The organism is Shewanella sp. Iso12 (assembly GCF_012030025.1).
GTDB lineage: Bacteria > Pseudomonadota > Gammaproteobacteria > Enterobacterales > Shewanellaceae > Shewanella > Shewanella algae.
On sequence record NZ_JAAUHW010000009.1, the window covers coordinates 66,232 to 91,742 of the forward strand.

General features: G+C 50.4%; 19 protein-coding genes, 1 tRNA gene and 1 pseudogene. 9 read left to right on the plus strand and 12 right to left on the minus strand.

Features of this window, described 5'->3' with window-relative positions:
• Positions 1-8: 8 nt before the first annotated feature.
• Both HCX89_RS15060 and HCX89_RS15065 read right to left on the minus strand, forming a co-directional pair.
• Positions 9-1,154 carry a general secretion pathway protein GspB gene (locus HCX89_RS15060; RefSeq protein ID WP_167716564.1) on the minus strand — a complete coding sequence of 382 codons (1,146 nt, stop codon included), beginning with the start codon at positions 1,152-1,154 and terminating at the stop codon, positions 9-11.
• A complete protein-coding gene (locus HCX89_RS15065) occupies positions 1,154-2,809 on the minus strand; it encodes an ExeA family protein (RefSeq protein WP_167716565.1) in 1,656 nt (551 codons plus the stop codon). The genes HCX89_RS15060 and HCX89_RS15065 overlap by 1 nt, the downstream gene beginning before the upstream one ends.
• 167 nt (positions 2,810-2,976) lie before the next feature.
• On the opposite strand from HCX89_RS15065, the gene HCX89_RS15070 reads away from it, so the two are divergent.
• Together HCX89_RS15070 and HCX89_RS15075 are read left to right on the plus strand one after the other, a co-directional pair.
• Positions 2,977-4,218, plus strand: a complete 1,242-nt coding sequence (locus HCX89_RS15070) for a multifunctional CCA addition/repair protein (protein WP_115389935.1) — start codon at positions 2,977-2,979, stop codon at positions 4,216-4,218.
• 227 nt (positions 4,219-4,445) lie between these two features.
• Entirely contained in the window at positions 4,446-4,712 is a 267-nt protein-coding gene (locus HCX89_RS15075) for an Lpp/OprI family alanine-zipper lipoprotein (protein ID WP_025010519.1), read from the plus strand.
• A 132-nt stretch (positions 4,713-4,844) separates the two neighbouring features.
• Here HCX89_RS15075 and HCX89_RS15080 read toward each other — a convergent pair whose 3' ends face one another.
• The 4 genes from HCX89_RS15080 to folB are packed head-to-tail and all read right to left on the minus strand — an operon-like array spanning position 4,845 to position 7,334.
• On the minus strand, positions 4,845-5,654 hold the full coding sequence (locus HCX89_RS15080; protein ID WP_167716566.1) for a putative RNA methyltransferase: 810 nt from the start codon (positions 5,652-5,654) through the stop codon (positions 4,845-4,847).
• A gap of 1 nt (position 5,655) precedes the next feature.
• Positions 5,656-6,462 carry an undecaprenyl-diphosphate phosphatase gene (locus tag HCX89_RS15085; protein ID WP_025010517.1) on the minus strand — a complete coding sequence of 269 codons (807 nt, stop codon included), beginning with the start codon at positions 6,460-6,462 and terminating at the stop codon, positions 5,656-5,658.
• A 16-nt stretch (positions 6,463-6,478) separates the two neighbouring features.
• Positions 6,479-6,976, minus strand: coding sequence for a 2-amino-4-hydroxy-6-hydroxymethyldihydropteridine diphosphokinase (folK, locus tag HCX89_RS15090; RefSeq protein ID WP_025887813.1), 498 nt, complete (start codon positions 6,974-6,976; stop codon positions 6,479-6,481).
• Between the two features lie 7 nt (positions 6,977-6,983).
• Entirely contained in the window at positions 6,984-7,334 is a 351-nt protein-coding gene (gene folB, locus HCX89_RS15095; RefSeq protein ID WP_025010515.1) for a dihydroneopterin aldolase, read from the minus strand.
• A gap of 265 nt (positions 7,335-7,599) precedes the next feature.
• On the opposite strand from folB, the gene plsY reads away from it, so the two are divergent.
• Positions 7,600-8,205, plus strand: a complete 606-nt coding sequence (gene plsY, locus HCX89_RS15100; protein ID WP_025010514.1) for a glycerol-3-phosphate 1-O-acyltransferase PlsY — start codon at positions 7,600-7,602, stop codon at positions 8,203-8,205.
• A 100-nt stretch (positions 8,206-8,305) separates the two neighbouring features.
• Here the strand turns inward: plsY and tsaD are convergent, their stop codons facing one another.
• Positions 8,306-9,322 carry a tRNA (adenosine(37)-N6)-threonylcarbamoyltransferase complex transferase subunit TsaD gene (gene tsaD, locus HCX89_RS15105; protein WP_107352740.1) on the minus strand — a complete coding sequence of 339 codons (1,017 nt, stop codon included), beginning with the start codon at positions 9,320-9,322 and terminating at the stop codon, positions 8,306-8,308.
• 196 nt (positions 9,323-9,518) lie between these two features.
• Between tsaD and rpsU the strand changes: the two genes are divergently transcribed.
• The 6 genes from rpsU to HCX89_RS15135 all read left to right on the plus strand — a co-directional run bounded on the left by rpsU (position 9,519) and on the right by HCX89_RS15135 (position 15,040).
• Entirely contained in the window at positions 9,519-9,734 is a 216-nt protein-coding gene (gene rpsU / locus HCX89_RS15110) for a 30S ribosomal protein S21 (RefSeq protein ID WP_006080725.1), read from the plus strand.
• A gap of 6 nt (positions 9,735-9,740) precedes the next feature.
• Positions 9,741-10,184, plus strand: coding sequence for a GatB/YqeY domain-containing protein (locus HCX89_RS15115; protein WP_025010513.1), 444 nt, complete (start codon positions 9,741-9,743; stop codon positions 10,182-10,184).
• Positions 10,185-10,264: 80 nt separating this feature from the next.
• Positions 10,265-11,992: a DNA primase gene (gene dnaG / locus HCX89_RS15120; RefSeq protein ID WP_167716568.1), complete on the plus strand. Its 1,728-nt coding sequence runs from the start codon at positions 10,265-10,267 to the stop codon at positions 11,990-11,992.
• Between the two features lie 133 nt (positions 11,993-12,125).
• Positions 12,126-13,973, plus strand: coding sequence for an RNA polymerase sigma factor RpoD (gene rpoD / locus HCX89_RS15125; protein WP_101059504.1), 1,848 nt, complete (start codon positions 12,126-12,128; stop codon positions 13,971-13,973).
• A 180-nt stretch (positions 13,974-14,153) separates the two neighbouring features.
• Positions 14,154-14,230, plus strand: a tRNA-Ile gene (locus HCX89_RS15130).
• Positions 14,231-14,371: 141 nt separating this feature from the next.
• On the plus strand, positions 14,372-15,040 hold the full coding sequence (locus HCX89_RS15135; protein WP_025010512.1) for a hypothetical protein: 669 nt from the start codon (positions 14,372-14,374) through the stop codon (positions 15,038-15,040).
• Between the two features lie 303 nt (positions 15,041-15,343).
• Here the strand turns inward: HCX89_RS15135 and HCX89_RS15140 are convergent, their stop codons facing one another.
• From HCX89_RS15140 to HCX89_RS15160, 5 genes and pseudogenes are all read right to left on the minus strand, one after another.
• Positions 15,344-15,808 carry a hypothetical protein gene (locus HCX89_RS15140; protein ID WP_054744327.1) on the minus strand — a complete coding sequence of 155 codons (465 nt, stop codon included), beginning with the start codon at positions 15,806-15,808 and terminating at the stop codon, positions 15,344-15,346.
• A 20-nt stretch (positions 15,809-15,828) separates the two neighbouring features.
• Positions 15,829-16,203, minus strand: a pseudogene (locus HCX89_RS15145) (alpha-amylase family glycosyl hydrolase); the annotation flags it as partial.
• 197 nt (positions 16,204-16,400) lie between these two features.
• Positions 16,401-16,859 carry a DUF2846 domain-containing protein gene (locus tag HCX89_RS15150; RefSeq protein WP_096140829.1) on the minus strand — a complete coding sequence of 153 codons (459 nt, stop codon included), beginning with the start codon at positions 16,857-16,859 and terminating at the stop codon, positions 16,401-16,403.
• Positions 16,860-16,907: 48 nt separating this feature from the next.
• The gene (locus HCX89_RS15155; protein WP_025011862.1) at positions 16,908-17,603 is read right to left on the minus strand and encodes a hypothetical protein; all 696 of its coding nucleotides are present in this window, start codon (positions 17,601-17,603) and stop codon (positions 16,908-16,910) included.
• A gap of 8 nt (positions 17,604-17,611) precedes the next feature.
• Complete coding sequence (locus HCX89_RS15160) at positions 17,612-25,060, minus strand: FG-GAP-like repeat-containing protein (RefSeq protein WP_167716570.1); 7,449 nt, start codon at positions 25,058-25,060, stop codon at positions 17,612-17,614.
• Positions 25,061-25,511 lie beyond the last annotated feature (451 nt).

A 25,511-nucleotide genomic window follows, 5' to 3' on the forward strand; every position in this document is an offset into this window, starting at 1 on the left:
GGGTCGACTTATATGGCCGGCACCCGGAACTTCTGCCCTTGAATTTCCAGCACCACATCCCTTGGACGTATCTCAACGATCTTCAGTTGACCCTTGATGCTGTCCCCCTCCTGCAGTTCGGCACCCTCCACATTCAGCCAACGCTTGGAAGGCTCTGAGGCGTATACGTGAGCACTGATCTCAAACTCAGGAACCTGCAATTGCAGCCCGGCCGGCAGCCCGCCGTAAGGAGGCACCTCTTCCTCAGCCTTGGGAATGGGATCCAATTCGGGAGGCGATACGGGTTTTTCCGCCGAGTGCCGGTGCTCCACATCGGCAAGCGCCGCCTGAAACTGAGCCACCAACTCATCCTGGCGGCGACTCTCGGCACTGGATAGCCCCACATCCTCAGCCGCTTCATTAACCTGGCGCTTGAGAGACTCGAGCACCTCAAGCCCACGGCGATTGGGGTTGGCTCCCAGGATAATCGGCTCATCGTCAGTCGCCGGCATCTCCTGCGGCTGATTTACAGTTGCTGATCCATCAGCCTGGAGTTGCGCAAACTGCAGCTCTTTAGCCGCTTCGGCCACACTGGCGGCCAATAAATCACTGCCAGTCGGCTGTGCATTAACCGAAGCCGGACTCTGGCGGGCTGCAATTTCAGCTTCGCCGCTTTGGTTGATTGAGCTCTGGTCTATTGAACTTTGGTTTATGGCCGCCCTATTCTCAGCCTGAGCATTTTGAGGCAGCGTATTTTGCGACTGGATTGTTCGAGATTGAACAGCCTGAGTCTGAGGAACCGGCTGGGCCATAGGCAAGGCAACCTTACCGGCCAAACGTACTTCCGTTGCACCCTGTTCAGCCACCTCAGCGGCTTGAGTCGGTTGCTTATATCCTTGAGACTCATCTTGTTGCCTGGCTTGCTGCTGCGAGGCTTGCCCCCCAACTGAAGATGTCTCGGGAGCCAGCGGCTTTTTATTGGTATCAAGCGAGTGCCAGCCCCAAGCCAAGGCGCCACCGGCCAGCACGGCCGCCACCAATACCGCCAGCGGCTTTAGATAGCTACTTGCAGAAGATTGTCGGCGATATTGCGCCCTGGGGGTCAACACAGGATCCAGTTGTTCACCCATCTCCTGTTGCTTGGCCCGGGTCACGGCATCGAGAAGGATAGACATCAGCTCGCTCCTCCTGCGTGCAATCTGGGGCCTTGATGACTCAAGTACAGATTAAGCTGAACCAGAGTTTGGCTGCCGGCAATGCCGTCCGGTTTCAAGCCGTGGCGCCGCTGAAACTGTTGCAATGACTGCTCCAGCTCGCTGTCGAAATAACTCATCAGTCTGGCCGGGCGTTCATCCACCTGCGCCAGGGTATTTTCCAGCCACTGCACCTGGGCCAAACCGGCACTTGGGCCTATCGCCTTGAGCGGATCCTTGGGGGCATCCCAGATGATTTCAAAAGTACCGCTGAAATGACGGTTGAACCAATCGACGCTGACCCAGAGTTGTTGTTCATTGAGTTGCAGCAGCAACTGCTCACCATCTTTGTTCACCAGAGTGCCGTAGAAAGGCTGCTGTTGTTCATCCTCCAGATAGACCACTGCCGGGTAGTTGAGCCGCAGTAAGGAGTTGAGATTGCCCTGCTGCTGATAACAGGCTAGCCCCTGCTGTTCGGCGGCCTGACAGGCACTGATGCCTGAATACGGCACCTTGTCCCAAAGAGCAAACAGGGCCGCAAAGGCGGTATCTATATTGCGGCTCTGATCTATGGCCTGCGTCAAGATCCGCTGCGCCCGATTGACTGCGGGCTTGTCCGCAGCAGCTTGATTGACAGAAAGATGGTTAACAGCAGCTTTATTACCGGAAACCTGAGTCTGTTTGGCATCTGTCACTGAATGAAGTTGGCGTCCGGACTGCTCTTGGGCGACAGCCTGTTCCGGCTGAGCCAGGAAATAGTAACCACCGGCAAATGCCAAAAGCAGCATGGCGGCGGCAGAAGCCGGCAACCAGTAGTTCGCTTGCTTGATTTTCTCTCCCAGCACCTCTTCGGCGGCAGTGGCCACCATTTTGGCATCGATAGGGGTTCGAGACTGACCATAACCCGCCATCAAGGCCCGCTCACACAAGAGGTTGATAAGCCTTGGAATACCACCACTGAATTTATGCAGCGCCCGAATCGCGCCGCGGTTGAACAAGGGCTCGCTGCGCCCGGCCACCTGCAACCTGTGCTGCACATAGAAGCCCACCTCCTCTTCGGTGAGCGGCAACAGATGGTAACGGGCAGTGATTCGCTGCGCCAACTGCCGCAGTTCCTGGCGCTTGAGCAGTTGCTGCAGCTCGGGCTGACCTATGAGGATCACCTGCAGCAGTTTACGGGTATCTGTCTCCAGGTTGGTAAGCAGGCGCAGTTGCTCAAGCACTTCGGCCCGCAGATGCTGGGCCTCATCGATGATCAGCACAGTGTTGCGCCCGGCCTGGTGGTTAGCCAACAGAAAACCACTGATATGATCGGTCAGCTGTTTGAGGGTGGGCGCCTCGCCATAGGGAATTTTCAACTCATCACAGAGGGTAGCCAGCAGTTCAAGCTCGGTCAGAGATGGATTGAGGATAAAGGCGGTATCGGTATTTTCCGGCAGTTGCCGCAGCAGGCAGCGGGAAACAGTGGTTTTCCCGGTACCGACTTCACCTGTCAGCAGCACAAAGCCCCCCGTCTCCCCCAGGCCATAGGTCAAATGCGCCAACGCCTCCCTGTGCCTGTCACTGAGAAACAGATAACTGGGATTGGGCGCGATAGAAAATGGGTTATCGTTCAGTCCATAAAAGGCCTTGTACATAGGCACTGCCATCCTTCTTTGCTAGAGACAGCCCAGTTTAAGGCAAGGCCATAAATTGTAAAACCCCGGCCGCCATTTATGTGATGCACGGGAAAGTCCCCCACGGCCGGGTCTCATGTTATCCTGAGGCCATTACCAAAGCAGTCGATTATAAGGAATCCACAAGCGTGCAGATTTATCTGGTTGGTGGGGCAGTGCGTGACAAACTATTGGGCTTACCCGTCAAGGACAGGGATCATCTGGTGGTAGGCGCAACCCCGGAGCAGATGGCCTCACTGGGATATCGACAGGTGGGCAAGGATTTTCCCGTGTTTCTGCACCCCAAAACCCAGGAGGAGTACGCCCTAGCCAGAACCGAGCGCAAGACAGGCCTGGGTTATGGCGGTTTCTCCTGCTATGCGGCGCCCGATGTCACCCTGGAAGAGGATCTGCTGCGGCGGGACTTGACCATTAACGCCATAGCCCAAAGTGAGGATGGCGAGCTGCACGACCCCTACGGTGGCCAAAAGGATATCGAGGCCCGGGTGCTGAGGCATGTCTCCCCCGCTTTCGTTGAAGACCCGCTGCGGGTACTCAGGGTGGCCCGTTTTGCCGCCCGCTTTGCCCCTCAGGGCTTCAGCATAGCGCCGGAAACCCTGGCTCTGATGCAGGAAATTGCCGCTGGCCCCGAGCTTGGCGCACTGACGCCTGAGCGGGTATGGCAGGAGCTGGATAAGGTGCTCGGCTGCGAGCAGCCCCAAGTGTTTTTTGAAGTACTGCGCCAGGTTAACGCCTTACAAGCGCTGATGCCGGAAATCGATGCCCTGTTTGGTGTGCCGCAACCAGCCAAGTGGCATCCGGAAATTGATACCGGCCTTCACACCTTGATGGTACTGGAGCAAGCCGCACTATTAACCCGCGACAAAGCCGTGCGCTTTGCCGCGCTGGTGCACGATCTCGGTAAGGCACTGACCCCGGCCGACATGCTGCCCAAGCACCATGGCCACGGCCAGAAGGGACTTGAACCTATTCGAAACCTGTGCGAGCGGCTGCGAGTGCCTTCCGAGTATCGGGATCTGGCGTTGCTGGTCAGCGATCAGCATCAAAATATTCATAATCTGGCGGAGCTCAAGCCGGAAACCATAGTGAAAATCTTCGACAAAGCCGATTTCTGGCGCAAGCCAGAGCGCCTGGAGCAACTGGTGCTGGCCTGCGAGGCCGATGCCAGAGGCCGCAGCGGGCTTGAACAAGCCCCCTACCCGCAGGCGCAAGCATTGAGGCAGTTATTTGCTGTCGCCTCAGCCATAGATGTCAAACCCATAGTAGCAGCGGGACACAAGGGGCCAGCCATCAGAGAAGAGCTCGCTCGGCAGCGGATTGCCGCCGTACGTCAAGAAAAGCAACTGTTACTGAATTCCGCCGTTTCCTGATAGAAAGGCAAGATATTGACGGCAATATTTTCAGTTATGTTAAGAAAATGGCGAAAGAAACTGGCTATCTTCCCAAAGACTTGGCAATTCAATGAGTATTCGATAAGGTAAAGCGGCCTGTACGTGAATATTCGTAGCAAAATAAATTGACTATGACATAATTAGGCGGTGTCGGCTGTTTTACAGTCGAGCCATTAAAAATCCAACCTATCTAAAGGGATTTCTTCATGAACAAAAAAGTACTGATGATTGCTGGCGTAGCAATGACTGCTCTGCTGGGTGGCTGTGCCAACACCACTGCTCTGGAAGAAAGCGTTGCTAACCTGGGCAACAAAGTTGATCAATTATCAGCCGAAGTTAGCTCTCTGAAAGCAGAGCAAGGCAAACTGTCTGCTGACGTTAAAGATGCCAAAGCTGCTGCTATGGACGCTCAGTCTGAAGCTAAGCGTGCTAACGACCGCTTGGACAACGTTGCTTCTCGTTACAAGAAGTAATTCAGTCCCGGATCGGCAACACCAAGGTGTTGCCGATTTGCTTTTCGCTAAAACCTATAGTGACTTCCAGTCAGTCCTGACCAAGATTCCAGCCAAAACCTTCACTTTTCAGCCTAAACCCGAGGCTCAAACTCAGTTCCGTTTAATCACCAACACACGGTAATCCAGCTCCAGCCCCTTAACTGCTCGAGTAGCAAGCGCACGCTTCTGTTTTTCGCTGGCGCGCCAGGCATAAGGAGTGGTTTCCAAAAGCGTCAACGCCTGCTCACCGCTCACATCCAGAGAAAAACTCAAGCTATCGGTTTCCAGCACAGTCAACTCGGCCGGCAGGCTGATACTGAACTCCCGCTGCTTGAGATCCGCGTTTAATTGCTCACGCAACTGCCATAAGTGTCTGGGCCCGGGTGCCAACATCACAAGATGTGCCCCAGGCTTCATCACCCTGGGGATCTCCTTGCCCTTGAGCTGACCATCGAGCAGAGTCACCAGTGAAAACTGCGCATCTTCAAAGGGCAAGCGTTTGGCAACACTGAGAAATACCTGCGCCGTCGGCAAGGCTTTGGCAGCGGCGAAGGCGGCATTTTGCGCATCACAGATAAGCAGACGTTGCAGTTCATCCGGCAGTTGTAGCATCTGCTGCAAGGCGCCGTCTCCGGCGTTGGGATCAAGTACAGCCTCACAGTTTTCGGCGAGCCTGGCCAGCTTAAGATTAAGCGCCTGATGCAAAGGCGCCATCAACTCAGACTGCAGCAGAAAACGCCGGGCCCGCAATGCCTGGCGCGACAAGGCATGTACCGCCGTGCTCTTGGGCTTGGCCAGCAGCCAATAGCCGTCTTCCTGGCGATCGAAGTGATGTTTGTTGGCGCAGTAAAAACCTCTGGATGCCTGATGTTGCTTGAGTTCACTCTGGCAAACCGGGCACTGAAATTGCACTGAATTCATCTTAGCTCCACAGAAAGATAAAGCCGCACAGAAGCGCACCCAGCGCCAGACGGTAGAGCACGAAAGGCAGCATGCCCATCTTGCTGATAATCTTCAAAAACAGGTGGATACAGGTATAAGCCGCCACAAAAGAGAGCACTACGCCCAGTATCAAGGCCTGCCAGTCAATCACATGCCCACCGTCGAGCAGATCTTTGCCCATCAGCAGCGCCGCTCCCAGGATCACAGGAATCGACATCAAAAAAGAGAAACGCGCCGCCGCCTCACGGTTGAGCCCCAGCATCAGGGCCGCTGTCATGGTGATCCCCGAGCGACTGGTGCCGGGAATAAGTGCTAAAGCTTGGGCGAAACCTATCATCAATGCCTTGCGCCAGCCGGTTTGATACTCAGTGAGCTCAAGCCGTGCCATCTTGTCCGACCACCAGAGCAGCAAACCGAATACCACAGTAGTGATGGCAATAACACCGGGCCCCCGCAGATAGGTTTCAACCAGATCTTTGGCCATAAAACCAAAAACGACCGCGGGTATGGTGGCCAGAATAATCCACCAGGCCAGTTTGCTCTCGGCACTGTGGTTACCCTTGAATATGCTGCCAAACCAGGCGTTCAGCATAGCGATGATTTCAGTACGAAAGTAGAGCACCACCGCCAGTAATGAGCCTATGTGCACCGCCACATCGAAGGCCAGTCCCTGATCTTCCCAACCCAGTAATTGGGAAGGCAAAATAAGGTGCGCCGAGCTGGAGATAGGTAAAAATTCAGTCAGGCCCTGGATCAGGGCAAGGATGATGACCTGTATTGTGTCCATAATTGTCCTTTAAAAATCAGGCCGACAGGCCCCAATCGAAAGCGATAGGCCAGAGTTTCTGGCTGGCCTTGTCATATTCCTGCCACAACACTTGGTAGCTGAGTTGTGCCAGTGGATGCTTGGTTTGCGGTGCCAGTTCAGCCAGTGGCCAAAGCACAAAGGCATTGGTCAGGATCTCGGCTCGGGGCAAAACTACCGGCTGCTGGCAGACCCTGTCATCATAGAGCAGCAGATCCAAGTCCAAGGTGCGCGGAGCAAACTTTTTCGCCCCGGGAATACGCCCATGACGCAGCTCTATCTGCTTGAAACAGGCCACCACTTCGGCAATATCGAGCGAGGTGTGAGCGCCCACTACCATGTTGAGAAAGTTGCTGCCCTTGAATCCCACAGACTCACTCTCGTAAACCGATGACAGTTGCAGCTCGCCAAACGCAGCGTGCAGCTCTTTGATAGCTGCACGCAGATAATGTTCCGGGTCGATATTGCTGCCCAGACTGATGTAGATATGTGCCATATTGCCGTTAGATACCACGCTCGATTTCAACACCGACCGCTTTGGCCGAAGGAACGGCGCCGGGCTTCATCACCCGCACCTTGACCCAAGGCACTGAAAATTCGCTCATCAGGCAATGGGCTATCATCTCGGCCACGGTTTCAATCAACTCAATGGGCTTTTCGGTGATCAGGGCGGTGAGGCGCTTGCTAACGGTTTCATAGCAGAGCGCCTGGCTGTAATCATCACTGTCGGCGGCGGCTCTGTTATCCCAGGCCATATCCAGATCGATAAGCAGTGTCTGGTGTACCTGTTTCTCCCACTCATAGATCCCGATAACCGTTTCTATCTGTAATTCCCGTATCAGCACTCTGTCCATAAAATCCCCCTTAGCAGCTGCCGGGCCTGAGGTCAGATAAGCTATCGGCAATAAAACCGCTATAATCCGCCCCGTTCCGGAGATATTCACTGTAGCCCCTTTCTACCTGGCCCGATCTTAAGTAGGATAAGGCATTGAAGGACAAGATGAACCCGAGATTTTTAACCGCCAGCTGACGGTAAAGATTTTCACCTTGGGTTATCCGGGCAAGGGCTGCATATTTCAGTGTGCGCGATAATACCTTAAGACGAGTAAGGAAACCAATTTGAGTACCATGGTACTGACCCCAATTATGATTGTGGCCGCTTACCTGCTCGGCTCTATCTCCAGTGCCGTGCTGGTATGCCGCCTCAAGGGCCTGCCGGATCCCCGAGGCAAGGGTTCGGGCAACCCGGGCGCCACCAACGTGCTGCGCATCGGCGGCACTTGGGCCGCCGCCATGGTGTTTTTCTTCGATATGCTCAAGGGTGCCCTGCCAACTTATACCGCTTATCTGATGGGAATAGATGCCATCTGGCTTGGGGTGATAGCCATTGCCGCCTGCCTGGGACACATATACCCGATTTTCTTCGGCTTCAAGGGTGGCAAAGGCGTTGCCACAGCACTCGGTGCCATGGCGCCCATAGGTGAAGGCTTAGCGCTGTGTTTGATGGGCACCTGGTTATTGGTGGTATTGCTGACCCGCTATTCATCACTGGCGGCTTTGGTAACGGCGCTCTTGGCGCCTGTATATACCTGGTGGCTGGATGACAGATTTACCCTGCCGGTGGCCATGCTATCGACGCTGATCATTATCCGCCACAAGGATAATATTCGCCGTCTGCTCAAGGGAGAAGAGTCCAAGATGTCGCGCTCAAAGCGCACTAAATAGGGCCAAAGGCTGCCAGCTTTTAAAGCTGCTATCAAAAAGTAAAAGGCGCCAGTGGCGCCTTTTACTTTTCAGGTATTACAGATGGTGGGTTAGCCGGGCTTCAGGAAATCGCTTCCAGGGTATCCAGCGGCCAACGTGGCTGCCCTTTCACCGCAAGCGGCTCACGCTCGCCGGCCTTGAGGCGCTGCAAGCCAGCGTAGGCTATCATGGCACCGTTATCCGTGCAGAACTCGCCTCTTGGGTAGAAAACCTTGCCACCACGGCTTTGCATCAACTCGGCCAGTGAGCTTCTCAGACGGGTGTTGGCGCTGACACCACCGGCAATGACCAAGCGCTTGAAGCCGGTTTGCTCCAGTGCTCGGCGGCACTTGATGACCATGGTATCGACCACGGCTTCTTCAAAGGCTCGGGCGATATTGGCGCGGGTCTGCTCATCATCCGGTTCGGCGGCTATGGTATTGGCGGCATAGGTTTTCAGTCCTGAGAAACTAAAATCCAATCCCGGTCTGTCGGTCATCGGTCGGGGAAACTTATAGCCGGCCTTTTCCCCTTTGGCGGCAAGCTTGGCCAGTCTTGGGCCTCCTGGATAATCCAGCCCCATTAGTTTGGCTGTCTTGTCGAAAGCTTCACCGGCCGCATCGTCTATGGATTCACCCAGTACTTCGTAGCGGCCTATGCCTTCCACCTTCACCAGCATGGAGTGACCACCTGAAACCAAGAGCGCCACAAAGGGAAACTCAGGCGCATCCTCTTCCAGCATGGGCGCCAACAGATGCCCTTCCATATGATGAACACCTACTGCAGGCTTATTCCAGGCAAATGCCAGAGAACGGCCGACGCAGGCGCCCACCAAAAGCGCACCAATCAGGCCAGGGCCCTTGGTGTAGGCGATGCCGTCGAGATCTTCGATACGGGTATCGGCCTTGGCCAGCGCCTCACGGATCAGCGGTACTATTTTGCGCACATGATCCCTTGATGCCAGCTCAGGCACCACACCACCATAGTCGGAATGTAACTTAACCTGACTGTAGAGAGCATGGGACAACAACCCCTGCTCTTCGTCGTAAACCGCTATTCCTGTCTCATCACAGGATGTTTCAATACCTAAAACCCGCATCTATGAAATCTTTCCGCCTGAAAAGGGGCGCCAATTCTACCCCTAACCAAGAGATTTCTCCAGTTGTAGGCTAAAGTGAATTTACTTTAGGGACTTTACATCCAGTGCCAGTCGGTTTAAAATTCCGCACCATTTTAAATACACTTGGGTCAAGTGATTGACTCAATACAAACTTACACCTAAGGGGTGATGGCGTATGCCAATTATTAAAGTACGTGAAAACGAACCATTCGACGTAGCTCTGCGTCGTTTCAAGCGCTCTTGTGAAAAAGCCGGTATCCTGGCCGACGTGCGTGCTCGTGAATTCTACGAGAAGCCAACTACTGCTCGTAAGCGTGCAAAAGCTGCTGCAGTTAAGCGTCTGGCCAAGAAGCTTTCTCGCGAAAACGCACGTCGCGTACGTTTATACTAATTCCTTATGAGCCTGATAGATAAGCTAAAAGACCAAATGAAACAAGCCTTGGTGGCCAAAGAGAAGGTCCGCCTTGGTACGATTCGTATGGCATTAGCTGCCATCAAACAGATTGAAGTGGACACCCGCGAAACTCTGAATGATGAGCAGATAATAGCTGTCTTGACCAAAATGGTGAAACAACGCCGTGATGCCATTGCCCAATATGAGGCAGCGGGTCGTCCGGAGTTGGCAGAAGCCGAAGCAGCAGAGATTCAAGTTATTGAAACTTTCCTGCCCCAGCCTCTGAGCGAAAGCGAAATCGCTGCGCTGATTGATGCCGCTATCCAGGATAGCGGTGCCAGCACCATGGCGGATATGGGCAAAGTAATGGGAGCGTTGAAATCCAAAGTTCAGGGTCGTGCAGACATGGGTGCCATCAGTGCCCAGATCCGTGCCAAACTGCAATAAGCGGGTTTCCACGTATGAACAAGCCGTGCTTCTGCGCGGCTTGTTTGTTTACATCGGTCAAGGGTGCATGACTCAGTCTGATGGCTATACCTCGTGATTTTATCAATGAGCTGATTGCTCGCACAGACATAGTTGATCTTATCGATCACAAGGTACCCCTTAAAAAAGCGGGTAAGAATTATTCTGCCTGTTGCCCTTTCCACAGTGAAAAATCACCCTCTTTCACCGTCAGCAGAGACAAACAGTTTTACCATTGCTTCGGCTGTGGTGCCCATGGCAATGCCATTGACTTCATCATGGAGTATGACCGTCTCGAGTTCCTCGATGCCATTGAGGAGCTGGCAAGCCAACTGGGGCTGGAAGTGCCGCGGGAGAACAATCCCAACCGTCGTCGTGACGAAGGGCTCAGCCGCGATCTCTACCAGTTGATGGAAGAGGCCAACAGGTTTTATCAAAGCCAGCTCAGGCAACACCAGGACAAACAGAAGGTGTTGGACTATCTGGCCTTTCGTGGGTTATCAGACCAGGTTGTCGAGCGCTTCGGCATTGGGTTCGCCCCCGACGGCTGGGACGGTCTACTGAGCCGTTACCGCTCGCAGCAAGAGTCGCAGGACAAGCTGCTGACTGCGGGGATGATCATCAGCAACGACAACGGCAAGCGTTATGACCGCTTCCGTGACAGATTGATGTTCCCGATCCGCGATAGGCGCGGCCGGGTGATTGCCTTTGGTGGCAGGGTGTTGGGAGATGGTACCCCCAAATACTTGAATTCTCCGGAAACGCCCATATTTCATAAGGGTAATGAGCTTTACGGTCTGTATGAGCTGAAGCAGGCCCACAGAGAACCCCGGCAAGTGCTGATTGTCGAAGGTTATATGGACGTGGTGGCGCTGGCTCAATTTGGGGTCGATTATGCGGTAGCCTCTCTGGGCACCTCGACTACAGCCGAACAGTTTCAGCTGTTGCTGCGCAGCGCCAAAGAGGTGGTTTGCTGCTACGACGGCGATAACGCCGGTAAAGAAGCCGCCTGGCGCGCACTGGAAACCGCCCTGCCACTGCTGAAGCCCGGCGATACAGTGCGCTTTATGTTTTTGCCCCAGGGGGAAGATCCCGACTCCATGGTGCGCAAGACAGGCAAAGAAGCCTTCGAAGCTTTGATAGATGAAGCGCAAACACTGACAGGGTTTCTATTCGATACCCTGACCAATAAATACGGGACAGACAAGGGCAACCTGGCGAAACAGGCCATAGCCCTGATTGAAAAGATTCAAGACACTGTGCTGCAAAATCTGTTGCTCGAAGACCTGTCACACAGGCTCGGCATGAACAGCGCAGATGATCTGAAGAAAAAGCTGGGATTCAAGGGCCCCCAAGGGGTTGCCCCCGCCCGGCATAAAGCGCTTAAGGGCCGGGGTACACCGCTGCGACTCGCCGTCGCCTTGCTGGTACAACACCCACAGTTGGGGCTGAATTTGATCCCCCAACCGGCTCTCAAGCATTTACAGATGGCCGGCATAGACTTGCTGGTCGAATTACTGGATTTGACTCGCGCCCAGAAGATGAACAGCGCACAACTACTTGAGCAATTCAGGGATACGGACGAATTTTCCGCCCTGAGAAAACTGGCCCAATGGGAGCATCAAGTGGCGGATGAAAACCTGGAGCAAGAGTTCAAAAAATCCCTGGTATGGCTGAATAATCAATACATTGAGCAGCGCTATCAGGAATTAAGTCTGAAACAGACCCATACTAAAGAAGAGAAAATACAGCTTAAGAAGCTAATCGCGGCCATGAAAAGCCGCCAATGAGCTCTCTCAATTTATGGGTCCGGTCGCCGGACTAGCACAGGGATGCGCACATGGCTATAATTGACGATTTGTGCGGCAAGAGCCCAAGGCCGCTGCCCATCGTTGTAACAGTTACCCAACTTGGATGATATCTATGGATCAAACTCCGCAGTCGCAACTTAAACTGTTGCTCGCCAAAGGCAAAGAGCAAGGTTACCTAACCTATGCAGAAGTGAATGACCACTTGCCTGCAGATATGGTCGATTCCGACCAGATCGAAGATATTATCCAGATGATAAATGACATGGGTATCCGAGTGTTTGAAGAAGCACCGGATGTCGATGACATTATGATGTCGGAAGACAGCACGGATGAAGATGCCGCCGAGGAAGCCGCCGCCGCCCTGGCCTCAGTCGAGAGCGAGCTGGGCCGCACCACAGACCCAGTGCGTATGTATATGCGCGAAATGGGCACTGTGGAACTGCTGACCCGCGAAGGCGAAATTCAGATCGCCAAGCGTATCGAAGAAGGCATCAACACGGTACAGAGCTCAGTCGCCGAGTACCCACAGGCGATCGCCATGATCCTCGAACAGTTTGATCAGTTCGAGGCCGAAGAGATCCGCCTGTCCGACATTATCTCTGGATTTGTCAATCCCGACGAAGACGATGTAGGCCCAAGCGCCACCCATATTGGTTCTGAATTGTCCGATGATGATCTGGATGATGAAGATGATATGGACGACGATGACGAAGATGACGACAGCGATTCCGAAGATGAAGGCTCCAAAGGCCCGGATCCGGAAGAAGCCCGTGAGCGTTTCGGCCAACTGCGTGCCGTCTATGAAAACTCACTGAAGCTCATCGAACTCAAGGGGCGCGATCACCCCGAGTCAGTCGCGGCTCTGTTCCACATCGGCGAAATTTTCAAAGAGTTCCGTCTGGTGCCCAAGCAGTTTGACCGTCTGGTCAAGAGCATGCGCAGCATGATGGACAAAGTGCGGGTTCAGGAACGCTTGATCCTCAAGCTTTGTGTTGAACAGGCCAAAATGCCGAAGAAGAACTTTGTTAAGCTCTTCACCGGCAACGAAACCGATATCAGCTGGTTCAACGCCGAGATGAACTCCGGCAAGCCATACGCCGAAGGCCTGAAAATGGTCGAGGAAGACGTGCTGCGTTGCCGCGCCAAGCTGGAAGCCATCGAAGCCGAAACCGGCCTGTCTATCGCCTCAATCAAAGACATCAACCGCCGCATGAGCATAGGTGAAGCCAAGGCTCGCCGTGCCAAGAAGGAAATGGTTGAAGCCAACTTGCGTCTGGTTATTTCTATCGCCAAGAAATACACCAACCGTGGCCTGCAGTTCCTGGATCTGATCCAGGAAGGCAACATAGGCCTGATGAAGGCTGTAGACAAGTTTGAATACCGTCGTGGATATAAGTTCTCTACCTATGCTACCTGGTGGATCCGTCAGGCCATTACCCGCTCCATCGCGGACCAGGCCCGTACCATACGTATCCCGGTACACATGATAGAAACCATCAACAAGCTCAACCGTATCTCGCGGCAGATGCTGCAGGAAATGGGACGCGAGCCTTCTCCGGAAGAGCTGGCCGAGCGGATGATGATGCCGGAAGACAAGATCCGCAAAGTGCTGAAAATCGCCAAAGAGCCTATCTCCATGGAGACCCCTATCGGGGACGATGAAGATTCGCATCTGGGGGATTTCATTGAGGATACTACCCTCGAGTTGCCACTGGACAGCGCCACCAGCGAAAGTCTCAAGAGTGCCACTCATGAAGTGCTGGCAGGCCTAACAGCCCGCGAAGCCAAGGTCCTCAGAATGCGTTTTGGTATCGACATGAACACTGACCACACCCTGGAAGAAGTGGGCAAGCAGTTCGACGTTACCCGTGAACGTATTCGTCAGATTGAGGCCAAGGCACTGCGTAAGCTGCGTCACCCGAGCCGCTCGGAAATCCTCAAGTCCTTCCTGGACGAGTAAACAAGCTTTTGTACAAAAACCCCGCTACGCGGGGTTTTTTATTGTCGTTATGCCTCGAGTCTGATTAACAGATAACCACTTGAAAGCAATGACATCAATAATGCGCAAAACACGGGTGACAAGCACGATTAAACTTCGTATACTCTGTCCCGCTTCTGGTGATGACGATTACCTTAAGCTGGCCCCTTAGCTCAGTTGGTTAGAGCACACGACTCATAATCGTTAGGTCCCCAGTTCGAGTCTGGGAGGGGCCACCACTTTTTCGAAGGCTTAGCTAACTCAATTTAGCTAAGCCTTTGTTGTTTCTGGGATATAGCCTTTATCACTATCCTTTCCTCTCTCTTCCCATCGATAAATGCCTTATAGTTGACTACTCGTCACCAACTGTAAAACCGAATATGGATATTCTCGATAAGTACGAACTAAAAGAGTGGTGGAACACAGCACTAACGCCTGCTCAACGTGACCAAATCTCACGCGACTATCAGCCAATGGGTTACCCGTCTGGCGCACGTTATCTCTATGCAAAGCTGGTTGGCAAATCGTATTGTGAAACAGATAAGTGCTGTTTTCTGGATGTGTTGGCATGTGTAGCTAAAGATGATGCTAAAGACATCATTAGGGACAAAACCGAGCAAGCAGTTAAAGAGGCTCTTAGCCAGCCAAGGAAAAATTACAAAGACATTCATTTAGCACTAACTGGCTTAATTAAACATCACTACCGCCTTCGACAGAATCCAGCGCACTACAACAAAGCAAAAGAGCTTTGTTTGCTACAAATATCCATTTCACGCCAAGCTGCGAGTGCTTTCAAAAAGCCGCCTAAACCACATGGCATGAACATGAAGAAATTTGAGGAACTGTTAGGCCATACACCTGTTGGCTATGACACTCCGCAAATGATGCCTTCTCATCTTGGCTATAAACAACTGGCGATAATTCTTGAAAAGGAAGGGGAGCTTGAAAGTGCTCTTGAACTTACAGAGAAGGCTTTAAAACAAGGCTGGACGAATGATTCGGACAAATGCATCACCAAACTAACGGTAAAGCTAGACAAACGAAAATAATCCTTTTTATAGAGTATGATAACCCGCGTTAAAGGTGCCAAAAAACGCCGCTAGTGATGTCCAAAACTCAAGATTATCACCATAAAATACCAGGAACCTCTAAAATACCCCTTAATCATCATTGGATTACTGTTTAGTTGTGGTGAGCTAATGCCACATAATCCAGACGAAATTGGTGTCTACATTAAGTGTAAAGACGCTGTATCAATAGTCGGAGGCTAACTAACGCGATATTAAAGTTAGGTATCCTCATTTTTATTCCTTTCCATTTTATTCGCCATTAAGGTTAAGTATCTTCATTTTTCAATGGCAATAAAAAATTTTCTCACCTTGGTAGAATACTTTTCCAGACTCAAAAAAATACATGCGCTCCTTAGCGACTCCACAAGTGTCAACATTGATGACACCATTACCTACACCCCGTGTATCAATAAAATATTCCGACATATGAGGATTGCGAAGCCGATAAATATTGAACCCATCATCTAAAACACCGCTACAAGACAAAATACCTTTATAATCATCTTTTCTATCTTCAAATGAACCTGTATCTCCATGCGAGAAAAATACATCTACAAATTCATCACTATCAACATAAACTACATATACACGATCAACTTCTTCTATATCCTTCCCATCACCACTTGCTGCATATGCATTTAAGCAAGAAAAAATCAATGGCGTAAAAAAATCTGAAGTTGACTTGCTTTCAATTGCCACACAAGCAAATTGATTCAAAAGAACAACAATTAGTAACAAGAAGCGCATGACTATAACACCTTATTGGGTAGTGTATCCAACAGTATTCGCTCACCTTCTGAGAGACTATCGCCCTTGAGGAACTTTGCCGCCACAGGATTGCCACTAAAGAGCCCTGTCCAACGCTCAATGACTTCAAATGGCGACAACGATTGTTGCGTAGCAAGGTCGATTTTGAGCACCAAATGGTAGTGATTACTCATGACCGCATAAGCGCAAACGTCGATGCAGAATATTGACGACAACTGCCTGATTTTATCCACTATCCAGCCACGCCTATGTTCGTAACTGCGCCCCGACAGTGCATCTTCACCACACAAAAACGCCCTTCGGACGCAACGGTTAATCACGTGGTAAAAGGGCGTACTTTCAGCATCTATCAACTGGCGACGGGCTGTGGTCATAACCAACCTTGACTGAGCTTTGATGGGTATTTCAAAGCCTAGTCAAGGCTGTGCGAAACATCAAAAAGATCTGGCTGTCCTGTTTTCACTTATTAAAATGCACAAAAATGTTCCCAGCACTCTGCCATTAGAATAAGCATATCAAATTCAGCTAAAATAAGCCTCCTGCCCTAACTAACATACATGCTATTCAGCGATCATTTACTACATCGACCTTTCTTTGCCATGTCAAGCTTAGTTACAACTTCCTTCCCTTTTTTATCTTCAACATGCTCTAGACCAGCACCACCAACAAAAACCCCGAGTTTTATATACTGTTTTATGAAATAGTTTCTGCCAGTCTCTGTCTCTAGTACTAAGTCGTTAGGAGAAAATTCAGACTCCGTGGATATTGCGTGCTTCTGCCCTCCCTTAACTTCATGATAGAAGAAAATGTTAGGGGCTGTTTCGCCAATACAGTCACCGTCAACAAAAACATCTTTCTTCAGCGCTCCACCTAGATTGCCATGCCGATATATATACAGACCGGCATGCCCATCAGAAGGAGTAGTAAACTGTTTAGCTTTATTTGTAACTTCAGTACTTTCAGTAGGTACAGAAGCACATCCAGCAAACAGCATAGACACACAAAAAATCAATAACAGCTTAAATTTCATTCTACACCTCAAAAGACAACTAATTACCTAAAACTAAATCATAATGGTTTACTTCATAGTGTATCGTATTCCCACCGGATAAAAATACACCGTATACTCCTTTCTCCCTGAATCATCTATAAATGGCAGATTAATAGTGAAGTATCCATCATCTCCGACAAAATTGATATTCATAGCAACTAATTCACCACAGAGTATATCAGGGTCTACTATTAGCACTCCGACTTTGACCAGACTTAAGCCAGTCTCTCGATAGGGCAACTCGATACGCTCCCCTTGATAAAAATCAGAGAAAGCCTCTTCGGAATCAGAATATCTACAAACCAATACCCCTTCCTTCCCTTTCTCCAAACTTGGGTAACGTTTCTTCTCTAGGAATCGAAGGGGAGTCTTTCTGCCGGTTCGATACTGGTCCAACACCATATTTTGTACATCCAGAGAAATCCCTGCTTTTCGTGATGTTATAAAAATCTCTATGTTAATATCATCCAGATAGTCAATACCCGTTTTCTTTCGTGGATGATTATATATACCAGGGATCATGAACTTAACTTGCACACCATTATCAAAACTAAGTACCGGGCTGGTGATCGGAGAGTCGTAGCCGGTATCTATTGGCCCTAAGTACTCCTCCGTATCAACCCTGTTCAGGCCATAAGCGGTATGAGTATCATAGACATAATAGGCACATCCTTGTAACCAATAGCCCATAAGAAAACACATAGTCAGAAATATATTTCGCATTACGGCCCTCATTCCTGATTAGTCAAATAATAACGGTGATTCTCTAGCCCCAAAGCATAATACTGAGCGGCTATAGCGGGAGGAATTGTTGTCGCCAAGATAAGATTATTTTGTATATTCCATTTAGCCATCCATTTATCGTGGAATACGGAAAAGGCTCTAAAACCACCGACGTTTTCTGAAGACCATTGTAGTACAGGTGAATATTCCGACATCCAGTAATTCACATTAGAAGTGTCAAATATCACCCTGTTTTCCGCTGGTGACCAGTCAAAAAAGTCCATTCGAGATTTAGCCAGTGAGCTTTTCAATACCTCAAGGTCTTTTGCATTGAGTGTTGACACATCCCGTCCCACAAGCCCACGCCTCACAGCATCAGATCCTACCTTGACTTCTACCGACGTTCCAGTGTTGCTAACATTGGCATTTTCAACACCTGTACCCTCGAGCTTAATAACAGCGTTCTCCTTTGAGGTATTCCATGATGATTCATATCCTGAGTACTTATCCATAGCAATTTTCAAGCCTTGAGCTATAACCGCCAATTTAGCACCTTGACTACAATTCCCACCTGATGCGGCTCCTGCAGCACATCCTCCCAAAGCAGCAACACCGATACGGTTGAATGCATCGCCAAAGCCACCAACACTCCCAAAGTTGGCGTATCCTCCTGCTGCTCCGGCTATCGCTCCGGAAAAAGCCCCCTTTAGTGCCCCTCTCAAACTACCGGTTGCAAGCGCTCCTCCAGCAAACCCTCCGGCTGCTCCCGCTATCGCACCGGTTGCGACGGCTCCGGCTGTTGTCAAAGATGCGGCACTGGTTGTAGTTGCTGCTGTCCCCCAAGTAGCCCCCCAACCAGCAACCCAACCCGATGCTGCGCCATATGTAACAACAGTCACAATAACGGCAACAATCGGTTTCCAGAATTTTTTGAAGAATTCTCCTATCTTCTTAAAGAAGAACCCACTCGGATCGGAATAACTCATCGGGTTATTCAAAACATAACTATAACGGTTATAGCTTTGTGTATTGGTTGGCGCTTGGATATGCGGATCGGCCTGCAAGAAACGTCCTATGGTGGGGTCATAGATACGCCCATTCATATGGATAAGATTCAGGTTATCTATACCTTCATGCCCGGTATAACCTTTGGATGCAGCTGGCGCGATATAATCATTCAACAGTGAATGGCTATAGGCGGCGGTTTGTTTACCCCAAGGGTCATAGGTAAACTGCTGCACCACATTACCGGACTTATTGGTAATCGTCGTGGTTGAGCCTTGATGATCTTTGTGCAGGTAAAACTCGTCAACAGTGTTATTACTACGCTTGGTTATCACCAAATTGCCGACATACAATTTTTGCTCGGTGAGTGCCGGTTTGTTGCCGCCGCTACGGGTGACTTTCTCATACCCCCCGACATATAAGGTGGTGAGATAGCTTGTCACTCCCGCTTCAACTTTAACGTCGTAACGCTCGAAGCGTTGCCGGTTGGCATCATACTTAAAGCGGGTTGATTCCCCACCTTGAGTAATGTTGGTGACCAAATCGTAAGAACTGTAAGTGAAACGGCGACTGCCATCCTGGGTGATATTGCCATTATTGTCATAGGTCATGGTATGTGATGGCCCATCGGATATCAGGCAACTTGAACCATTGAGCACACCATTGGCCGGACAGGAATAGATCACTGCGGCACTGAGCTGACGGCGACAACTGCTACCGGAAACCGACCAACCACTTGGGCAACTCCAACTACTGGGGCTGGCTGTCTGGGTACCTGTGCAGTTGGTTCCTGACAGCGCAGTTCCAGCAGGACAGGACCAGCTAGGCGCTGCAGTATAATTCTTGTTACAGACACTACCCGATAAGGTACTGCCGGCCGGGCATGACCAAGTGTTGTTTTGGGTCACTACTTTGTTGCAGCTACTGCCGGACAGGGTACTGCCTGCGGGACATGACCAGCCATTACTCTGGGTTTGCAATTTGGTGCAGCTGGAGCCTGAAAGCGTACTTCCTGTTGGACAGGTATAGGTATAATTCGCCAGCTCTGTTTTCTTACACTGCTCTCCACCAGGCCACACATTGTTATAACCCGAAGGGCATTTCCAATCACAGACTTGGGCACGGGTACTGAACTCAGGGATAGTACTCTTGGGGTCTCTACCTCCTCCACCACTTCCCGTACATACCCATTTAGCCCAGGTAGTACTGGTTTGAGTACACTTATCTTGTGCACTGGAATAGCTATAACCAGCCGGACAAGTCTTGGCAGCACTGGAAACCACCTTCTTCTCACAGCGTTTAGCAGTGCTGTTGTAGGTGTATCCGGCTGAGCAGGTTGCGGTTGCCTGTGATGTCACAGTCTTCTGGCAGGTACTGCCATTCCAGTTGTAACCCGCAGCACAAACGGCGGTTGCCGGACTGGATACTGTTTTAAGGCATTGACTACCACTCCAGGAATAACCTGCCTGACAAACAGGAGTCGCAGGCGATGAGATGGCTTTCTGGCAGTTGCTGCCATTCCAGCTATAGCCGACAGGGCATACCGCAGTGGCCGCTCTTGTCTCCGTTTTGAGGCAACTGGTTTTGCTGCTGTTGAAAGCATAACCTGCCGGGCAGGATTTGCTGGCCGCAATTGTACTTGTGTTGGCAATGGAGGCCAGACGATAGGGGTTGGCGCTATCGTAGCGGTAATCACCAACACCGGTTTTAAAGGTGATATTGCCCAAATCGTCATATTGCATCTCATGGGTGGCTTTAAAGTCTGATGGCAGACTCGTACCACCGGAGTGGATGCTGACGGTACGTTCATACAAGCGATACAAATCATCATAGTGATAGTTTTCGCTGAATGTGGCCGGAGCCGAAGACAGGCTGTGCTGCCGGTACTCCAGGTTACCCACGGTATCAAAACGATAGTCAAGCTGATGGGCTGTTACTCCAGCAGTGGTCAAATTGATACCGCTAACCCAGCCAGTGGTTGCATCAAAAACGGTTGATTCCTGGGCACCATTACCATAACGCACCTGCTCCACCTGACCTCGGGCATTCATTTCGGTGATAGTTTGATATGCCTTACCTGTTTGTTGGTCGGTACGCTTGAAAAGGTATCCCTGAGCGTTGTAGTGGTTGACAACCGTCAGCAAGTTATTGGGGTATGTCTGAGTCGCCGCTCTGCCATGGCTGTCATAGCTAAAGCGATGCTCATAGCTACTACCTGCTATGCTTGTCTTGCTGCTGGCCAACCGGCCGGCACTGTCATACCCGCTCTGCTTGCTGTGTACCCAGCCGGTTTGAGAGCAATTGGACACAACGGTGTCGAAACGGGTTTCCGTAATAAGTAAACCGGCAGTTTTGCTGCCTTTGTTACCATAGGTCCAGCAAGAGGTGCCATCTGGCTCAGTTTGCCTGACTTTACGCCCTAGAATGTCATAGTAGATAAAGCTGGATTGGGATTTACCATTGGTCTGTGACAGCATTTCGCCAAAGGCGTTATAAGTGTAGCGCCACTGTCCCTTATCAATGTCCTTGGTGCTGATTTTGCGGCCGTAGGCATCATAGCTTGCCTCGGTGCGCAGCAGCTCTTGTCCCGAGGCTGAGGTGATAAAACTTTTCACCAGCTTGCCACTGGCATCATAGACAAACTCCAGTTCGTTGCCGATATCATCAACAACTTTAAATTGCTCACCCATGGCATTGGAGATAGCACGCTTTTGCTTGCCATTGGGGTCTATCGTCAGCGTCTCAAATCCCAGATATTGAATACTGGAAACGCCGCCGTTGGGATTGGTTTGGTTGATGACCCGACCAAAGTGGTCGTACTCTATTTCGGTGTAATAGGCACTGATACCGGCAAAAGCGGGTTCATATTGTCTGACAGGCCTTCCCTGCGCATCGTAGCTAGTTGCAGTAACAATCCATTGCCCATCAAAACCCTGCTTCTGCTTACCGACTTCACGGCCATATTTATCTGTGATGACTTTGGATTGAGGCGCACCGGCCTTGGTCTTGGTGGTAACCAAATGGCCATGACTGAGAGGTGAACACCCGGCATCACAGGTGGCATACTGATAGCTTGTTGGAACACCATCCGGAGTGACTTCCCGCACCAGCCTTCCCCACTTGTCATGGTCTTTGGTCAGTTTGCGACCATTGGCATCAGTCACGGTAATTTGAGTGATTTTACCCGTTACCTGGTCTGCCGACTGACCATTGTAGGTATAGGTGCTGCTGTCGCCTGCCGCGTTGGTCACTGTCTTGAGCAGACGCCCTCTGGCATCGAATAAATAGCTCATCTGTCTCGACTGCTGGGTGTTGCCGGCGGCATCTACGCCTCCGGTGACCCGCTCGGTCAGGGTGTTGCCGTAAATGTCATAGGTTTTGCCGGTAGTCAATTTGTAGCGATTGTCATTTGGCGATACCGTTGAGTTCATCAGCAAACCGTTATCGTAATAGCTGAATGCGCTCTCGGTCACTATCGCCTGAACCTGCTCTCGCTGATTAAAGCGTGATTTAGTCACCCTGGTATGACTCAGTCGCCCCTTGGCTTCGCCGCCACCATGACCGTCATACTGGTTAACCGTCTCGCCCCTTGAAACCAATTGATTGGCTTCAAGGTCAGTTACATCCACTTTAATGGCAATGGCATTTCCCCAGTCGTCGAACTGAGTCTGGGTGTTTGTCTGCGTTAACTCCCTTACCACCCCATCGCTGCCATATTGCGAGGTGCGCTCCACTACGTTTTCTTCAACCCGGCGATAAATGCCGTCATTGCCTCGCTGAAAGCTGTATTCATTGATTGCCGAGTACAATGTTTTTCCCTGATAGGTTTGTTTGGTTGCCAGGGGCAAACCTATTTGCGGGAACAACTGATGATAGATAGTCTCGGTCACCACCTGAGTCTGATTGTCTATGGTGCGTAATAACTCAAACCCGGCCGGGCCACGCCCCAAACGGTTTATCAGCAAGCCGCCATACTCATAGTTAACGGAAACCTGGCTGCCATCCCCGGTTTCAGTGGCAACTTGCTTAACAACTTTTTGCGGCGGAATAAGGGAGAAGTTACGACTGTTGTCCAGATAACTGGATACCTGAGTCTTATAGACACTGTATTCGCCAGCAGACTTTTCCGTCAGCGGCGCGTAAGTCACCCTGGTCTTGACTCCAAATCCGTCGGTAATCCCCTTGATGGTATTATGATATGCATGGCTCTTATGGGTTAACCTTTGCCATTGACCGTTACTGAGAGAGACAATATCCAGCTTTCCACGACCATCAATATCCGCGAAATTCAATGGTTGATCGGACAGGTCATTGATTGCGCCATAAGTGGTCCATGAAGTTAACTCGGGGTTGGAGTGATACACCAGTGCCTGATTCAGCGTATGCTGAACCACCATTTCGGCTCTGCCATCACCAGCAATATCGATAAAATAGGTTTTGTACTTCTGAGTATCGGAAGTGGTAATGCCCGTATCGATTCGAGGCAAGAAACCATTGCCATCGGCCAATTGAATAAACCATTTATTATTATGGACATAGGCAATATCCGACAAGCCATCACCATTGAAATCGGCACTGCGTAAGGTATTGGCGATATTGAGATTATTGTGCTGCCCACGATAGATTTTTTGATACCGGCGATAACTGGAGCCAGTAGAGACATAAAGGTTCCAATACTCGTAATCACTGACAGACCAAGTACCTCTGATGTCCATCCGGCATTCGTTTTCGGTCACACCAGAAATCACTTTGCCGCTACCGGAGATACACACAGCTTCCCGCTCTCTAACCTCCAACATAAAGTCGGTGAGTCCATCACCGTTGATATCCATAAAGGAGCTGCCAAAACCTCGACTGGAATGCCACTGGTGAACGCTGGTGTTGTGCCCAACTTCAGTACTGGGGAAGCTATAAAGACTTTGCGCCGCAGCAAAACTTCCATTTCCCAAGTTGCGATACCACTTGATGGCGCCACCATCGATGAAGATGATGTCTTCCAATGCATCACCATTGACATCGGCAACCAGCGCCTTGCCTTCAAGCCCGATAGCCTTAAGCCCCAAATCCTTGAGCGTGTAATTCACCACACGCTCAACATCCTCACATAGCTGAGTACCACGGCCATTTGGCTCACACACAGTGTGCTGATAAGTGGAGGGTTTAAAAGACAGAATTTGCCAATTGGCGGTTTCACTGTTGGCCACCAGCAAGTCACGCTGGCCATCACCATCATAGTCTATGGTTTGGGCATAAGCCGCCTTACCGGCACCGGTCGAGGCCATCGCCTGTTCAATACCCGACTGAATACCACGCTTGTACCAACGCCCGTCCCGTACATAAACGATATCTGATAAACCGTCACCGTCCATATCAAAAAACTTGGCGGTGTCGTTGTTACCGGACGGAATACTCAACGCCCGTCTGCCGGAAAAGGGCTGATAAGCAGGGCCAGCAGACGCACTCGCCTGTCTGTCCCACTCAAAGGTTATCGGTGTACTGCAGTCGGTTTGGGTTTGACCAATACAGGCTTTAACCTGCTCAAGGTAATCATGCTTATCACTGGAAGTCGCCTTGTGATACGTCAGGTAATAGGTTTTGTCGACTTCGTCATCCAGCCTCACCTCAATCTTTTGCAGTTGCTGCTTTATCGCAACAGAGGTGCCATAGGAATAACCATACTTAGGGTAACTGAGGGGGGTATAGATAAATCTGACCTGATTATAGGGAGCCTCACCATTGCTGTGCCCGGCATAATCGATGCTTTTCAGGTATTGCTCACCAGCGGTGTTTTCATAGTGATAACTAATGTAGTTACCTACGGAGTCCTCAATGGCCTTCAGACTCCAATGATAAATCACATCACTGTTGTTTTGAGATACGGACCGATAACCATCTCCGGATGATGAGGTGCCATTCACATCCAGAAACTGCTTCCCGGAAACCTCATCCACATCGCCATAGAAATAGGTGTCTCCCGATTTGGTTTCAACCTTGAAGGCCGCTGGACCGCCGCCAGGCGCCTGGCCAATCACAGTCACCACAGAGGCATCATCCAGCTCCTTACGGTACTCGGCGCCATTTAGACTATGGGTTCCGGCGGTTAAAACCAGACGAGCACCGTCAAGGCAGTAACTGTCCTTGTTGGTAAGCTCTACACCTTGTAAATAGCCATCCTGTTCAATGGTTTTTGGGCAGCGGCTGATGGCGGAAAGCCCTTGAAGCCCCCACCCCAATCCCATAATGGTTTCTCCGCCACCTGATGAATAACTCAGCTCTACGGCGGGCTTTAACTTGCCTCTGGCTGCGGGCGTATCTATGGGGATGGTATATGTTGCCGCACCTTGCTCACTAACCCGAAAAGAGCCACTTAAAGGGACGCTGGATGAAGCCAATACATTGTTTTGGGTGGCAATAGAGAGCAAAAAAAGGGAAATGGGGAGCCCGTACTTCATATAAAACACTCCATGTTTTAATTATTATCAATAGTCCCAAAAAACGGGTTAAGCCAACTTAAAGCAAACTTTTTATCATCCAAATAACCTACCACAAAAAAACAAAACATTAAAATAATTAACTTTTACATTACCAATTTTCAGGTATTACTCAGAAAGCTCAAAGAGTTAAGAAGGATACAAATAGAAACACTCACCAAGAAAACGCGAAAATTCAAAGAATATTTCCCATCAAACAAGTTAAATGCTTCTTATAAAACCATCACCACATCAAATCGATTTAAAATTTATTACAAAGATCTCAAAACGTAACTAAGTAGAGCCCATTCACTCTAATATAGAAATCTATTAAAAATAGATTTTGGTTTTTTAGAATTTGAAATTCGCAGAAATTCAACAGAAAGCTTGTATCGAGCTTATAATTACGTATATACAGTAAGACTTACACTGC

Coding starts and splice junctions, on each gene's coding strand:
- HCX89_RS15140 (WP_054744327.1), bottom strand. CDS start 15,808: ATGCGCTTCTTGTTACTAATTGTTGTTCTTTTGAATCAATTTGCTTGT.
- HCX89_RS15155 (WP_025011862.1), bottom strand. CDS start 17,603: ATGCGAAATATATTTCTGACTATGTGTTTTCTTATGGGCTATTGGTTA.
- HCX89_RS15135 (WP_025010512.1), top strand. CDS start 14,372: ATGGATATTCTCGATAAGTACGAACTAAAAGAGTGGTGGAACACAGCA.
- HCX89_RS15160 (WP_167716570.1), bottom strand. CDS start 25,060: ATGAAGTACGGGCTCCCCATTTCCCTTTTTTTGCTCTCTATTGCCACC.
- rpoD (WP_101059504.1), top strand. CDS start 12,126: ATGGATCAAACTCCGCAGTCGCAACTTAAACTGTTGCTCGCCAAAGGC.
- HCX89_RS15060 (WP_167716564.1), bottom strand. CDS start 1,154: ATGTCTATCCTTCTCGATGCCGTGACCCGGGCCAAGCAACAGGAGATG.
- HCX89_RS15075 (WP_025010519.1), top strand. CDS start 4,446: ATGAACAAAAAAGTACTGATGATTGCTGGCGTAGCAATGACTGCTCTG.
- folK (WP_025887813.1), bottom strand. CDS start 6,976: ATGGCACATATCTACATCAGTCTGGGCAGCAATATCGACCCGGAACAT.
- folB (WP_025010515.1), bottom strand. CDS start 7,334: ATGGACAGAGTGCTGATACGGGAATTACAGATAGAAACGGTTATCGGG.
- HCX89_RS15150 (WP_096140829.1), bottom strand. CDS start 16,859: ATGAAATTTAAGCTGTTATTGATTTTTTGTGTGTCTATGCTGTTTGCT.
- tsaD (WP_107352740.1), bottom strand. CDS start 9,322: ATGCGGGTTTTAGGTATTGAAACATCCTGTGATGAGACAGGAATAGCG.
- HCX89_RS15085 (WP_025010517.1), bottom strand. CDS start 6,462: ATGGACACAATACAGGTCATCATCCTTGCCCTGATCCAGGGCCTGACT.
- HCX89_RS15065 (WP_167716565.1), bottom strand. CDS start 2,809: ATGTACAAGGCCTTTTATGGACTGAACGATAACCCATTTTCTATCGCG.
- dnaG (WP_167716568.1), top strand. CDS start 10,265: ATGGCTATACCTCGTGATTTTATCAATGAGCTGATTGCTCGCACAGAC.
- rpsU (WP_006080725.1), top strand. CDS start 9,519: ATGCCAATTATTAAAGTACGTGAAAACGAACCATTCGACGTAGCTCTG.
- HCX89_RS15080 (WP_167716566.1), bottom strand. CDS start 5,654: ATGAATTCAGTGCAATTTCAGTGCCCGGTTTGCCAGAGTGAACTCAAG.
- HCX89_RS15115 (WP_025010513.1), top strand. CDS start 9,741: ATGAGCCTGATAGATAAGCTAAAAGACCAAATGAAACAAGCCTTGGTG.